Consider the following 14,683-nt stretch of genomic DNA (forward strand, 5'->3'; position numbering starts at 1 on the left):
ACGATGCGGCGTTCCGCACTTGCCATGACGACGGCGCTTCTGCTGGCCGGGACCGCGACCAAGGTGGCCTCGCAGCCCGCCGACACCGGTGCCGCGGCGGTTCATCCTGACCTCTGGCCCGCCGCGAAAAGCCCCGCGACGATCACCGATGCCGCGACCGAAAAGCGCATCGACGCGCTGCTCGCCAGGATGACGGTCGAGCAGAAGGTCGGCCAGCTGATCCAGGGCGACATCAGCACGATCACGCCGAAGGATCTCGAAACCTGGCCGCTCGGTTCGATCCTTGCGGGCGGCAACAGCGGCCCGAACGGCAACGAGCGCGCGAGCGCCGCCGACTGGGCGAAGCTCGTCGGCGAATTCCGCGCGGTGTCGATGAAGCCGCAGGCGAACGGCGTTGCCATCCCGATCATCTTCGGCGTCGACGCCGTCCACGGCCATAACAATATCCCCGGCGCGACGCTCTTTCCGCACAATATCGGCCTCGGCGCCGCGCACGATCCCGAGCTGATCCAGCGCATCGGCGCGGTCACCGCCGCCGAGATCGCGGGCAGCGGCATCGAATGGACCTTCGCCCCGACGCTCGCGGTGCCGCAGGACCTGCGCTGGGGGCGCAGCTATGAGGGCTATGCCGCCGATCCGGGGCTGATCGCCGACTATGCCAAGGCGATGGTGATCGGCCTGCAAGGCCCGCTCGCTTCGGGCAAGAGCGTCGGCCCCGCGCATGTCGCAGCGACCGCCAAGCATTTCCTCGCCGACGGCGGCACCTTCGAGGGCAAGGACCAGGGCGACGCCAGGATCGACGAGAAGGAGCTGATCGCCAAGCACGGACAAGGCTATCCCGCCGCGATCGACGCCGGCGCGCTGACGGTGATGGCCAGCTTCTCGGGCTGGCAGGGGGTCAAGCACCACGGCAACAAGGGGCTGCTCACCGACGCGCTCAAGCAAAAGATGGGCTTCGAGGGCTTCGTCGTCGGCGACTGGAACGGCCACGGCCAGGTCGCGGGGTGCAGCGTCACCGACTGCGCCCGGTCGATCAACGCCGGGCTCGACATGTTCATGGCGCCTGACAGCTGGAAGGGCCTCTACGAAACCACCGTCAAGCAGGCGAAGGACGGCACCATTTCGCAAGCCCGCCTCGACGACGCCGTCCGCCGCATCCTGCGCGTCAAGTACAAGCTCGGCCTGTTCCCCGAGGGACATGTCGACCGCAGCCGGGTCAAGGCGATCGGCACCCCCGAGCATCTCGCCGTCGCACGCGAAGCGGTCGCCAAGTCGCTGGTTCTCCTCAAGAACAATGGCAGCCTGCTGCCGATCAGGCCCGGCGCGCGCGTGCTGGTCACGGGCCCCGGCGCCGACAATATGGCGATGCAGTCGGGCGGCTGGACGATCAGCTGGCAGGGCACCGACGTCGTGCGCGGCGACTTCCCCAACGGCCAGACGATCTGGGAAGGCCTCGACAAGGCGGTGCGCGACGCAGGGGGCATCGCGACGCTGTCCGACGGCGGCGCCTATAAGGAAAAGCCCGACGTCGCGATCGTCGTCTTCGGCGAGGCGCCTTATGCCGAATTCCAGGGCGACGTGCCGACGCTCGATTACCAGCCCAATGACGCCACCGACTTGGCGACGCTCAAGAAACTGAAGGCCGCGGGCATCCCGGTGGTCGCGCTGTTCCTCTCGGGCCGCCCGATGTTTACCAGCCCCGAAATCAACGCCGCCGATGCCTTCGTCGCGGGCTGGTTGCCCGGCTCGCAGGGCGCGGGCGTCGCCGACGTGATCGTTGCGGGCAAGGGCGACAAGCCGGCGCGCGCCTTCACCGGCACGCTCCCCTTCGCCTGGCCCGCCGACGCGCGCTCACCGGTCGAAAAGCCGCTCTTCGCCACCGGCTACGGCCTCAAATATGGCGAGAGCAAGCCCGTCGGGCCGCTGTCCGAAGCGCTCGGTATCGACGTCGCCGCCGCGCTTAACGTCGAAACCTATTTCGCCGGCGGCCGCGCGCGCGCGCCGTGGGTGCTCACCGTCACCGACGCGGGCGGCGCGCGCCCGGTCGAATCGCCGCCGGTCACCAGCCCCGGCGGGCTGATCGCCGCGCGCTCGGTCGACGTGAAGGCGCAGGAGGACGGCAAGAGCTTCGTCTGGACCGGCCCCGCGTCCTTCCACCTCTCGGGGCCTTATGCGGACCTCTCGCGCCAGCTCAACAACAGCTTTGCCTTGCGTGTCGAATGGCGCGTCGATGCGCTCGGCACCGGGCCGGTGACGGTTGCGCTCGGCGGGCAGGCGTTCGACGTCTCGGACTGGGTCAAGGCTGCGCCCAAGGGGCAGGTGAGCTCGTTCCGCATTCCGCTGCGTTGCTTCGCCGACGCCGGCGCGAACCTCCAGAAGCTCGACTATGCGCTCAGCGTCGCCGCCGACAAGGGTTTCGCCGCCACCCTGCTGCATACGAATGTCCAGGCGGTCGGCGAGAATCTGCCTTGCCCGCCCAAGGTAAAATGACGACACCACGCGATAAATAACAAAGGTCGGGGAGAGAGACATGGCATTGGCGCCGAACGTCGCGACGAGCGCGGATCCGAACGCGGCCCACCAGCCGGGCAGCGGCGGTGGCAGCACGAAGGTGGTGCTGATCCTCGCCTTCGCGGTATTCTTCCTGCTCGGCGGGGTGACCAACATCAACGACCTGCTCGTCGGCAAGTTCAAGCCGATGTTCCACCTGACGCACGCCGAGGCCAACCTGGTGCAGATGGCGTTCTTCATCGCCTATGGCGCCTTTTCGATCCCCGCCGGCATCATCATGTCGAAGCTCGGCTATATCCGCACCTTCGTGCTCGGCTTCATCATCGTGGCGGCCGCCGCCTTCCTGTTCATCCCGGCTTCGGCCGCGGCCTCCTACCCCGGCTTCCTCGCCGCGCTCTTCTGCATCGGCGCGGGAATCACGGTGCTGCAGGTCGCGATGAACCCGGTGATCACCACGCTGGGGCCCGTCGAAACCTCGCACAGCCGGCTGACCTTCGCGCAGGCGTTCAATTCGATCGGCGTGTTCCTGATGGTCTATGGCGGCGCGACCTTCCTGCTCGGCGATTCGACGCCGATCGATCCCGAAACCTCGAGCGAGGCGCAGATCCAAGCCTATCGCGTTGCCGAGGGCGCGTCGATCGGCACCGCCTATATGTGGCTCGGCGTGCTGATGCTGGTGATCGCGGCGGTGTTCTGGATGTACCGGTCGGCGCTCGACCACGCCAAGACCGAAGATGTGAAGCTCGAGGGCACCTGGGGCCTGCTCACCCACAACCGCCGCGTCCAGTTCGGCGCGCTGTGTATCTTCGTCTATGTCGGCGCCGAAGTGGCGATCGGCTCGAACCTGATGGCCTATCTCGGCGATCCAAGCGTGATGGGACTGGATCTCCAGACCGCGGGCAAGCTGGTCGCGATCTACTGGCTGGGCGCGCTGGTCGGCCGGTTGCTCGGCGGCTTCATCCTGCGGCTGGCGAAGCCCGGACGCGTGCTCGCGACCTTCGCGGCGGGCGCGATTTCGCTGATCATCCTGTCGGCGGTGACCACGGGTGCGCTGTCGGGCTGGGCGCTGATCCTCGTCGGCTTCTGCAATTCGCTGATGTTCCCAACGATCTTCAGCCTCGCGACCGAGGGGCTGGGCGACCAGACACCGCAGGGGTCGGGCATCATGTGCACCGCGATCATCGGCGGGGCCATCGTCCCTTTCCTGTTCGGAACCGTGGCTGACCTGAGCGGTGACATCCGGCTCGCGCTGGCGGTGCCGCTGATCTGCTATGCGATCATCGCGAGCTTCGGGCTGTGGGCGGCGCGCCGGGCCACCGCGTAACGGTCAGGTGATGCCCGCCTGGCCGGCGCCGGCTGATGTTCGCGCGACCGATGCGTTCCAGCGCGTGAACAGCCAGGCGGCGAACAGCAGTTCGGCGCAACCCACCGCCAGCGTGACGTGGAACGGCGCGAGGTCGGCCCTGATTGCAAAGCCGGTGCCGATTGCGAACAGCACCGCGCCGAGTGCCCAATAGAGCCGTTCGCCATACATGGTCGCAAAGCTCAGGTAGCGCGCGCCGATGACCAGCGCGAGCGCGGCGAAGGCGAAACTCTCCGACACCGGCATCAGGCCCCAGGCGATCAGCAGCCCGGCGAATAACGGCAGCACCGCCTCGAAGGCCAGCAGGACCAGCGGATTGCCCTTGCTCGTCCTGGGCGCGCGGAACAGCCGCGCGATCAGCATCGCCAGCGGCATGATCAGCATTCCACCGATGAAGATCGTGAAAAAGGCGTTGAGCCCGCCCGCGATATACCAGGCCGCGTCGGCGGCGAGCCACGCCAGCCCCGAAGCGAAGACCCCCGGCGCGCCGCCCTGATAGGCCGCGCGTAGTTCCGCCTGTGCCTGTTCGATATCGATGACTGCCTCCTCGAATCTTCTGTGGCCCGATACTATACCGCAGCCCTGAGCCTGTCGAAGGGCGCTTCTCGGCGAGGAGCCCTTCGACAGGCTCAGCGCTACGGTGAAACGGGTCCCGTTTCAACGCCGTTGAGGATCAGCTGAGCCGCTCAACCAGCATCGCCGCGCCGACCCCCATCGCGCCGGTGAGCACGACGAGCCCATAGCGCCCGCGGCAGGCATCGAGCGCATCGAGCAGCGACGAGGTCAGGATCGCACCGCTCGCGCCCATCGGATGCCCCTTGGCAAGGTGCCCGCCGCCGACATTGACGCGCGCCGGATCGGCGCCCTGGTCGCGCAGGAATTTGGCGATGGTGACCGCGAAGGCCTCCATGAATTCGATGCGGTCCATGTCGGCGAGAGTCATTCCAGCGCGCGCGAGCACCTTGTCCATCGCGGCAAAGCCCGCGGTCAGTGACGCCGCCGGGTCGCCGCCGCTCTCGGCAAAGGCGGCGACGCGCGCTCGCGGTTTGGGGCCAAGTCCTTCGCCGCCGACCAGCGCCAACCCCGCGCCGTCGCAGATCGGCGGCGCGTGCGCGACGGCATGCAGCGGCTCGAACCTCGCGCCCTCGAGCGCGCCCGCATATTGCGCCTGCAATTCGCCGAAGGCGGGCGGCGCGGCGGCGAGCGTTTCCGCCGTCGTCTGCGGCCGGATGCACTCCTCGCCCGCCAGCGCGCCGGTCGCGATGCGCGAGGCCTGCAACGCCGCATCCTGCTCCGCCGCTGCGGCTTTTTGCTGCGAGGCGAGGGCGACCGCGTCGAGTTCGGCGCGCGTGATACTCTCGTTGTTCGCCAGCCGGTCGGCGGCGAGCACCGGCGGCACGAAGCGTGCGCGGGGCGGCAGTTCGTCGTTGATATAGAAACCTGCGCGGTCGCCGAGGAAGGGTGCCGAACTCATCGATTCGACCCCGCCCGCCAAGGCGACGCCGATTTCGCCGCTCGCGACCTTCGCCGCCGCCTGGCCGATCGCCGACAGGCCCGAGGCGCAATAATTGTTGAGGCTGTGCGCCGCGCAGGCATCGGGCAGCCCGGCATGCAGCTTCGCCAGCATCGCGATATGCCCGCCCTGCGCGCCGCTCTGCGTCACGCAGCCGAGGATCAGCGCTTCGGGTTCAAACGCACCGCAGCGCGCGGCGAGCGCCACCGCTTGGCTATGCACCAGCTCCTGCGGGCTCAGACTTGCGAGCCCGCCATCGGGCCGCGCCTTGCCGCGCGGCGTGCGCACCGCATCGTAGAGAAAGGCGTCGGTCAAATCAGGTGCCGACGACGAAGCTGACCGCAGTCGTCGCGCTGCCGCCGACGTTGAAGGTCGCGAAATTCTTCGCGCCCTCGACCTGATAGTCGCCGGCGTTGCCCGTCACCTGCCGCCAGCTGTCGAGCAGCATCCGCACGCCCGTCGCACCGACCGGATGGCCGAGCCCGATCAGGCCGCCCGACGGATTGACCGGCAGCTTGCCGCCGAGCGCGATGGTGCCATCCTCGACCGCGCGCCAGCTTTCGCCGGGCCTGGTGATCCCGAAATGGTCGATCGCCATATATTCGGTGATCGAGAAACAGTCGTGCACCTCGACCCCGTCGCAGGCGTAGATGTCGGGCATCTCGGCGCGGCGCAGCGCGTCCATCATCGCCTTGCGCACGCTCGGGAAGACATAGTCGCCGCCGCGGCTGTCCGTGACCTTGGTCGAATAGAGCAGGGGCGCGGTCGAATGCCCCCAGCCCTTGATGCGGGGGATGGTGTCCAGCGGAATGCCACGGCGCTTCGCATAAGCTTCGGCAACCTCGCGCGAGGCGAGGAAGGTCGCCGCCGCGCCGTCGGTAACCTGCCCGCAATCGGACTTGCGCAAGGACCCTTCGATCAGCGGATTGACCTCGTCATTCTCGCCGAGATGGTCGTCGGTGACCGCCCAGCCGCGCGTCTGCGAATATGGGTTCTTCTTCGCATTGGCGAAATTATTGGCCGAAATCCCGCGCAGATGGGCACGATCGAGCCCGAAGCGCTCGTCATATTCCTCGGCGACGCGCGCGAACATGTACGGCCAGAGGTAACGGGCCTCCTGCGCTTCGCGCCCCGCCCAGGCGGCGGCGCCGAGATATTCGGCGGCGCGCTGGCCGGGAACGTTGCGCATCAGCTCGATGCCGAGCACGAGCGCGAGGCCGTAGCGCTCGGCTTCGATCTCGGCGGCGGCGGCGAGGATCGCGATGCTGCCCGAGGCGCAGGCGGCCTCGTGCCGCGACGCGGGGATGCCGGCGAGGTCGGGATGGACATGGCCGAAGAAGCCCCCGAGCTGGCCTTGCCCCGCGAACAGTTCGCCGACGAAATTGCCGACATGCGCGGTCTCGACTTCCCTGGGTTCGATCCCGGTCGCGACGAAAGCCGCTTCGGCGACATCGCGGAACAGCTCGAACAGCCCGCCCCCCTCGCGTTCGAGGTTGCGCGCAAAGTCGGTCTGCGCGCCGCCGAGGATGAAGACGTCTTTCGCCATGTCAGGCTTCCTTTTCGAGGGTTGCGAGCGCCATTTCGCGCACTTCGCTGCGCATCACCTTGTTGGTGACGTTGCGCGGCAAAGCGTCGAAGCGGAACAATCGCTCGGGCAGTTTGAACACTGCGAGGTCGTGCCCGCGCAGATAGTCGGCGACCTCGCCGAGCCCGACGTTGTCGGCCCCGCGCGGAACGTAAGCGAGGCCGATGCGCTCGCCCATCTTCGCGCAGGGCAGCGAGAAGGTGCAGGCTTCGGCGAGCAGCGGATGCCCCCCGAGCAACTGGTCGATCTCCTCGGGCGAGATATTGACGCCGCCGCGGATGATCAGATCCTTGCAGCGCCCGACGAAGCGATAGAAGTCGCCCCCCTCGGCGATCTCGAACAGGTCGCCGGTGCGGAACCAGCCGTCGTCGGTAAAGGCTTCTGCGGTCCGGTCGGGGGCGTTGTGATAGCCCTCGAACAAGGTCGGCCCACGGATTTGCAGCTCGCCCGAGACGCCGTCCCGCCCGATCGGTTCGCCACCGCCGGGCGGCACGAGCCGGCTTTCGATATTGGGCGCGCGGCCCTCGCCATAGGGGCGCTGATAGGTACCGCGCCGCGGGAACAGGCTCGCGCGCTTGTCGGGATCGGGCATGTCGCCCTCGCCGGTGATGAAGCTCATCCCCTCGTTCGACCCGAAGACGTTGACGATGATGATGCCGAGCTTTTCCTGGAAACCGCGGACCATCGCGGGCGCGAGCGGCGCCGAGCCCGAGGCGATGACGCGCAGGCTCGACAGGTCGACCGACGCGAGCAAAGCTTCATTCTGTAACAGCATGTTGAGCACCGCGGGCGGGGCGATCGTCAGGCTCGGCCGCTCGGTCGCGATCTGCTTCAGATAGATGCCGGGGTCGAAGGGATGGTGCAGCACCATTGTCCCCGCGCTGGTCAGCCAGCACATGGTGATGCCGCCGATGCTCGCCATGTTGATGAGCGGGAAGGGGTTGAGCAGCACATCGCCCGGCCCGACCTTCATCGCCTCGTAACCGGCGCCCGCGACCGCGATCCAGTGGTTATGGCTGCGCGGTACGCCCTTGGGCACGCCGGTCGTGCCCGAGGTCCAGCAGATGGTGAAGATATCGTCGGCATCGACCGGGTTTGCGGCGACATGCGCCGCGAGGGCGGCTTCGTCGCCCTCGGCAGTGGACAGGTCGAGCGCGTTCGCAGGCGCGTCGGGGCCGAAGGTCATCAACTGGATGCCGTCCAGCAACGGCGCCGCGACGCCGACATGGTCGCATCCCTTGACCGTCGTCGCGCAGACGAAGACCTTGGGCTCGACCACCCCGAGCATGCCCTTCAGCTCGTGGCTGCGATATTGCACCGCCGCCGGGCTGACGATCGCGCCGATCTTCGCCGCGGCGAAATAGAGCGCGACGAACTCGCTGATGTTGGGAAGCTGGACGAGCAGCACATCGTCCTTGCCGATCCCCGCGACGACCAGCGCGCCCGCGATCCGGTCGATCTTGGCCTCGAGTTCGGCATAGGTCAGCCGCTGCGGTTCGCCGAAAGCGAAGTCGCCGCGATTCGGCGCGTCGACCAGCGCCAACCGATCGGGGTGCGCCACCGCATTGGCGAAAAACAGGTCGGCGAACGTCCTGTCTCCCCACCAGCCGCTCTCCCGATGTCGCCGCCTCTTATCCTCTCCCGCTGCGATCATCTCAGGCGGCCAGCACGCTATTTTCGCCCATCCCGATATCATCGCCGCTCGCCCACACGGTGTGCGTTCCCGAACAGATGCGCTCGGGCAGGATGATCCGGCACACCGGCCCCGCCGCAACATTTTTCGCGTCGATCAGCACGCATTCGGATGTGTCGGTTTCGAGGTCGGCGATGAAGGAGACGAGATAGCCGTCGTCCTCGTCCTTCGCATCGATGCGCGGCGCGAAGGGCGCTTCGCTTCCGAAGCGGCCGGGGCCGAACTCGTAGCTCTCGCTCGTTCGCGCATCGAGGTCGTGCTTGACCAGCCCGCGGAACAGGAACCAGCCGGGCTCGGGGATCGCGCTGTATGCGTAGCGATAGGGCTTGCCCGCATAGCGATGGTTGAACATGCCGAATTCGAGATCGCGGTCGTCGAGCCGCTCTTCCTTGGTCTCGCCGGTCTTCAAATTGAAGCGCCAGCGGTGGAGGCGCGGCTTGAGCAACCCTTGGTCGAGATAGGCCATCATCCGTTCGAGCCCCTCGGGCGCGTTCGGATAGGACTTCGGCATCGGCTCTTCCTGATAATAGCCGTCGAGGATGATCTCGTCGCCTTCCTCCCACGTGTTGAGCCAATGCAGCGTGTAGGTCGGCTCGGCTTCGAACCAGCGGATATCCTCGGGCTGGCCGTGGCGCGGGATGATCGCGAAGCGCGTCTTCTCGTCGGGGTGGAACTGGACGACGTGCAGGTTCCGCTCGAGCAGCTCCGCGTTCCAGTAGAGCGGCATGTCGTTGAGGATCGTGTAATTCTTCGTGAACGCCATGTCGTGCGGCAGCCGCGGCCCGGCGAGCGGCACCGGGATATAGTGCTTCAGCTTATTGTCCGCCCCGACGACGCCATAATGCATGAAGGGCGCGTGCTTCGAATAGTTGAAGAACATCAGCTCGCCGGTCGCGAGGTCGACCTTGCAATGCGCCGAAATGCCGTCGAGCGGGACCCAGCTTTCGGTGCCGAACTGTTCGAGCGTGAACGGGTCGAGGCGGTATGCCTCGCCGCACTGATAGAAGGTCGAGATGATCCTGCCCGCGTGGATCGTGACGTCGGTCGAGCTCGAGTCTTTCAGCCATTCCTGCGCCCCCCAGCCGTGGCGGGTCGACTTGTGCGGCGGCTCCATCAGCCCGGCCCACAGCGAACGCCCGGCTTCCTTCTCGGCCTCGAAACCCTTGGTGCGCACGAAGCGGCTGCGATAGCTCGCGCGGCCATCCTTGAACGAAATCGAATGGATGAAACCGTCACCGTCGAACGGATGATAGCGCCCGATCGGCTCGTGCACCTGGTTCTCGCCGGTGCGCACATAAACGCCGTCGATGTCGTCGGGGATCGTCCCGACCACCTCGGCATCGCCATTGGCGAAGATCGCGTTCCACTCGTTATACGTCGGGCGCCACGCGCCCTTCATATAGGGGTGGTCGTTCGGCTGGATCGTGGTGGCGATCGTGTCAACGAGTTCGGCGGTCATGCGGGGACTCCTTCGGCGGCTGCAAAGCGCGGCCTTGCGGCGGCCGCATCATATTCGGAAACCAGGCGGTCGACGATGGCGGCGACGGGTTCGATGCCGCGCACCGCACCGACGCCCTGTCCGGCGGACCAGACGTTCTTCCACGCCTTGGCATCGTCCTGCGCGTCCGAGAAGTTCGGGCGCTTGTCCTCGGGCATGTTCGCGGGGTCGTAGCCCGCCGCGATCAGGCTCGATTTCAGCCAGTTGGCGGTCACGCCGGTGATGCCCTTGGAGGGCACGATATCCTCGGCGCCCGCGGCAACGACCATCTCCTTGTAGCCCGGCACCGCCATGCTCTCGGTACAGGCGATCAGCGCGGTGCCGAGATAGGCGAGATCGGCGCCGAGGATTTCGGCCGCCCGCACGGCGTGCCCGGTCGAGATCGCGCCGCCGAGTACCAGCGGTCCGTCCCAGAACTGCCGCACCTCCTCGACGAAGGCGAAGCCCGCGGTCGCGCCCGTATGTCCGCCTGCGCCCGCTGCGACGAGCACCAGCCCATCGACTCCGGCCGCGGCGGCCTTGCGCGCAAAGCCGACCGAATTGACGTCGGCGAAGACCAGCCCGCCATAGCCATGGATTTCCTCGACCACCCGCGCCGGACTGCCCAGCGCGGTGATCACCAGCGGCACCTTGTGGTGGACGACGCAGGCGAGGTCTTCGGGCAACCGGCTGTTCGACGGATGGACGACCAGGTTCACCGCCCATGCCGCCGCCTCGGGATCGTTCGACAGCGCCGCGTCGATCCGGCTCACCCAATCCTCAAGGTCCGCCGACGTGCGCGCATTGGGGGCAGGGAAGCTGCCGATCACGCCCGCGCGCGAGGCGGCGATCACCATCTCGGGGCCCGAGACGAGGAACATCGGTGCGGCAATCGCGGGCAGGCGCAAACCCCGCGTCAGCGCCGGTGGAAGGCCGTGTTTTGGCAACTTTTGTCCTCTCTCGAAATATCTGACTTGCATAACGATACTTAAAGACGATATGAGTCGCAAGGTCAGAAAGACATCGCGGGGCGAACCCGATGATGGTGGGAGGGAGACATTATATGAAGACCGGCTTTGCCATGCTGTTCGCCGCGACCGCGCTGAGCGCCCCCGGAATCGCCTTCGCGCAGGATGCCGCACCCGCCCCCGAAGCGACGGAGGATCAGGGCGGGCTCGAGGAAATCATCGTCACCGCGCAGAAGCGTGCCGAAGGCCTTTCCGACGTGCCGATCTCGATCTCGGCGGTCAGCGGCAAGCAGATCGAAAATTACGGCCAGACCAACCTCGAACAGATTTCGTCGGCGGTCCCGAACCTCAAGATTACCCAGACCGCGATCGCCAATCGCATCGCGATCCGCGGCATCGCCTCGGGCGACAACAAGGGGTTCGAACAGTCGGTCGCGATGTTCGTCGACGGCGTCTATTACGGCCGCGACCAGCTGTCGCGCCTGCCGCTGATCGACATGGAGCGCGTCGAGGTGCTGCGCGGGCCGCAGCCGACGCTGTTCGGCAAGAACGCAATCGCCGGCGCGGTCAACATCACGACGCGCAGCCCGACCGACACCTTCGAAGGCTCGCTCAGCGGCCTCTACGAGTTCAACCACAAGGAATTCCAGCTCAACGGCGTGCTCTCCGGGCCGCTCGCCGACGGCGTCGAGGCGCGTGTGGTCGGCTATTATCGCGCGATGGACGGCTATTTCTACAACACCAAGCTCGACCGCGACGAGCCCAACGTCGACGAGAAATATTTCCGCGGCAAGCTGGACTTCGACAAGGGCGGGCCGTTCGCGGCCGAGCTCAAGCTCGAATATGCCGACTTCGAAGCCAAGGGCCAGCCGCGCGACGTGTTCGGCGCGGTCGGCAATTACAACACCGTCTTCCAGGGGCCTTTCTTTGTCAGCACGACCCCCGACTATGTCCGCGCCGACAATGGCTATCAGAGCCGCAACAAGGTGTTCGGCGCGACGCTCAACATGGATCTCGAGATCGGCGAGCATACGCTGACCTCGACCAGCGCGCTGCTCGATTACAAGACGCGCGAGATCGTCGATGTCGACTTCTCGGGCATCAGCTTCCTCGACGGCACGAACCTCCGCGAAGATTATCGCCAATATTCGCAGGAACTGCGCCTTGCCTCGCCGGGCGGCGAGGCGTTCAATTATATCGTGGGCGTCTACTACCAGAACGCCAAGCTCGACGTGCAGGACTTCACCCTGTTCAACCCGACCTTCCTCGCGCTGGGTCCGCCGTTCAACGCGATCGGCGACACGCGCAACGACCGCGACTATGCCCAGAAGTCGGACCTGATCTCGGCCTTTGCGCAGGGCGAATTGTCGATCACCGATCAACTCCGCATCACCGCGGGCGCGCGCTTCAACCATGAGAAGAAGAGCGGCAGTCGCACCCTCGCGATCGTCCAGGGGCCGCTCAACACCTTCAATCCGCTGGTCGTCGCGGCGGTGTTCCGCGCGCTCAATATCGAGGCTCACAGCATTTCGGGCAAACTCAGCGAGGACAGCTTTAACCCGATGGTCAACGTCCAGTATGACGCCACCGATGATCTGATGCTTTACGCCTCCTACGCCAAGGGCACCAAGGCGGGCGGTTTCGACATTCGATCGAACTCGCTGCCGACCTCGACCACCGTCGCCAAGGCCGGCGCCTTCATGTTCGAGGATGAGAGCGCCGACAATTTCGAGGGCGGGCTCAAATACAAGGGGCGCAACCTCGCGTTCAACCTGTCGGTTTACCGGACCAAATATCACGATCTTCAGGTCAACATCTTCGACGGCACGCTGAACTTCAACGTCCGCAACGCCGCGGGGGCGAAGACGCAGGGGGTCGAGGCCGACTTCCGCGCCGCGCTCACCGAGGGGCTGACGCTCAGTGGTGCGATCGCCTATCTCGACTTCAAATTCACCAACTTCACCAACGGCCAATGCTTCTATCTGCAGACGCCGGGGCCGGGGGGTTTCTGCGACTATACGGGCAAGCGCAACGCGCTGTCGCCCAAATGGTCGGGCAACCTCAACCTCGATTATACGACACCGATCAGCAGCGGCATCAAGATCGCGGCGAATTTCAACGTCGATTTCTCCTCGGCCTATATCGCCGCGGCGAACCTCGACCCGCGCACGCGGCAGGGCAGCTATGCCAAGCTCGGCGCCCGCCTCGCGCTCGCCGAGATCGACAACAAATGGGAAATCGCGCTGATCGGGCGCAACCTCACCAATCAGCGCATCCTGCAGACCGCGAGTTCGATGCCGCTCGCCACCACGATCACGCGGGGCGCCGGCAATGCATACAACGGCATCGTCGACCGCCCGCGCACCATCGCGGTGCAGCTGACGGGGCGCTTTTGAGGGGAGTGTTTCAATTTCCGCCGCCTTTATCATAAAGACGTCATCCCGGCGAAGGCCGGGACCTCACCCTCGCGTTTCTGCGCAGCGGCGAGATCCCGGCCTTCGCCGGGATGACGATCTTGGATAGGGAAGCGCTTGAAACACGACCGTATGATCAGGGCCTGTTCGATCTGGCGCGCGCTCGACGTGGTCGGCGACGTGCCGGTGCTGCTGATCATGGAGCAGGCCTTCCTCGGCACGCACAGCTTCGACGAATTCGTGAGCCGCACGGGCCTCGCGCGCTCGGTCGTCAACGGCCGGCTCAAGAAGCTGGTCGACGAGGATTGCCTCGCCAAGAAGCCCAGGACGGGCGGCCGCGGTTTCCATTATGTCCTGACCCAGAAGGGCCGCGACCAGTTTCCCAACGCGCTGATGATGCTGCGCTGGCAGCATAAGTGGGAGGCCGCCGAGCGCGATTTCCAGGTCCGCCTCCACCACGCGACCTGTGGCCACGCGACCGAGCCGGTGCCGGTGTGCGGCCATTGCCGTGCCGAAATCGACCCGCGCGACGTCGCCTGGCGCGAAGGGCCGGGGCTTGCGCAGGTGATCCCGCATTACGAGCGCCGCCGCTTCAACGGCGACGTCCGCCGCCCCGGCGGGCGCCCGCTGGTCGACACGATGATCGAGCTGTTCGGCGACCGCTGGGCGACGCTCGTCGTCCGCGCGATGTTCACGCACATCAACCGCTTCGACGACATCCAGCGCGACACGCTGATGGCGACCAACATCCTGACCGGCCGGCTCGAACGGCTGGTGCGGCAGGGTATCCTGCGCACCAGCCAATATTCGGCGCACGCCGACCGCGTCGAATATCGGCTGACCGAAAAGGGCCGCGACCTCTATCCGGTGCTGCTCGCGCTGCTGCAATGGGGCGACCGCTGGTTCGCCGACGAGCGCGGCCCGCCGCTGCTGCTCACCCACAGCCCGTGCAGCCACGACCTCCACATGCTTGTCGCATGCAGCCATTGCGGCGACGAGCTCCAGCTCGCCAACAGTGGGTTTACGATCGAGGAAACCGGCGCGGCCTGACCTCCTTCTCCCTCGATGGGAGAAGGATACGAAGCCTTGGCCGCGCAGCGGGTTAGGCGGAGTTGGATGAGGGTGATTGTGCGTCCTCGCACCATCCGTTTCAGGTTCG

Annotated in this window: 10 protein-coding genes; 4 read left to right on the forward strand and 6 right to left on the reverse strand. The window is 66.3% G+C overall.

From position 1 onward, the window contains the following. Window positions 1-24: 24 nt before the first annotated feature. Both AC1RNQ_RS09840 and AC1RNQ_RS09845 read left to right on the forward strand, forming a co-directional pair. On the forward strand, window positions 25-2,490 hold the full coding sequence (locus AC1RNQ_RS09840) for a glycoside hydrolase family 3 protein (RefSeq protein WP_493170883.1): 2,466 nt from the start codon (window positions 25-27) through the stop codon (window positions 2,488-2,490). 40 nt (window positions 2,491-2,530) lie between these two features. Then, entirely contained in the window at window positions 2,531-3,835 is a 1,305-nt protein-coding gene (locus tag AC1RNQ_RS09845; RefSeq protein ID WP_493170885.1) for a sugar MFS transporter, read from the forward strand. Window positions 3,836-3,838: 3 nt separating this feature from the next. Here AC1RNQ_RS09845 and AC1RNQ_RS09850 read toward each other — a convergent pair whose 3' ends face one another. Genes AC1RNQ_RS09850 through AC1RNQ_RS09875 form a run of 6 tightly spaced genes read right to left on the reverse strand, consistent with a single transcriptional unit; the run spans window position 3,839 to window position 11,023 of the window. After that, window positions 3,839-4,507 carry a DUF7010 family protein gene (locus AC1RNQ_RS09850; protein WP_493171363.1) on the reverse strand — a complete coding sequence of 223 codons (669 nt, stop codon included), beginning with the start codon at window positions 4,505-4,507 and terminating at the stop codon, window positions 3,839-3,841. 40 nt (window positions 4,508-4,547) lie between these two features. After that, entirely contained in the window at window positions 4,548-5,702 is a 1,155-nt protein-coding gene (locus AC1RNQ_RS09855) for an acetyl-CoA C-acyltransferase (RefSeq protein ID WP_493170887.1), read from the reverse strand. A 1-nt stretch (window position 5,703) separates the two neighbouring features. After that, a complete protein-coding gene (locus AC1RNQ_RS09860) occupies window positions 5,704-6,933 on the reverse strand; it encodes an acetyl-CoA acetyltransferase (RefSeq protein ID WP_493170888.1) in 1,230 nt (409 codons plus the stop codon). Window position 6,934: 1 nt separating this feature from the next. Then, window positions 6,935-8,626 (reverse strand): class I adenylate-forming enzyme family protein, encoded by a 1,692-nt coding sequence (locus AC1RNQ_RS09865; RefSeq protein ID WP_493170889.1) that lies wholly within the window; start codon window positions 8,624-8,626, stop codon window positions 6,935-6,937. A 1-nt stretch (window position 8,627) separates the two neighbouring features. Next, window positions 8,628-10,124 (reverse strand): carotenoid oxygenase family protein, encoded by a 1,497-nt coding sequence (locus AC1RNQ_RS09870; RefSeq protein ID WP_493170891.1) that lies wholly within the window; start codon window positions 10,122-10,124, stop codon window positions 8,628-8,630. Beyond that, window positions 10,121-11,023: an NAD(P)H-dependent flavin oxidoreductase gene (locus AC1RNQ_RS09875; RefSeq protein WP_493170893.1), complete on the reverse strand. Its 903-nt coding sequence runs from the start codon at window positions 11,021-11,023 to the stop codon at window positions 10,121-10,123. The genes AC1RNQ_RS09870 and AC1RNQ_RS09875 overlap by 4 nt, the downstream gene beginning before the upstream one ends. Window positions 11,024-11,205: 182 nt before the next feature. Between AC1RNQ_RS09875 and AC1RNQ_RS09880 the strand changes: the two genes are divergently transcribed. Further along, entirely contained in the window at window positions 11,206-13,506 is a 2,301-nt protein-coding gene (locus AC1RNQ_RS09880; RefSeq protein ID WP_493170894.1) for a TonB-dependent receptor, read from the forward strand. Between the two features lie 135 nt (window positions 13,507-13,641). Then, window positions 13,642-14,574, forward strand: a complete 933-nt coding sequence (locus AC1RNQ_RS09885) for a winged helix-turn-helix transcriptional regulator (RefSeq protein ID WP_493170896.1) — start codon at window positions 13,642-13,644, stop codon at window positions 14,572-14,574. The last annotated feature ends 109 nt before the right edge of the window (window positions 14,575-14,683 follow it).

This window comes from Sphingopyxis sp. GW821-FHT12F08, from assembly GCF_058806755.1.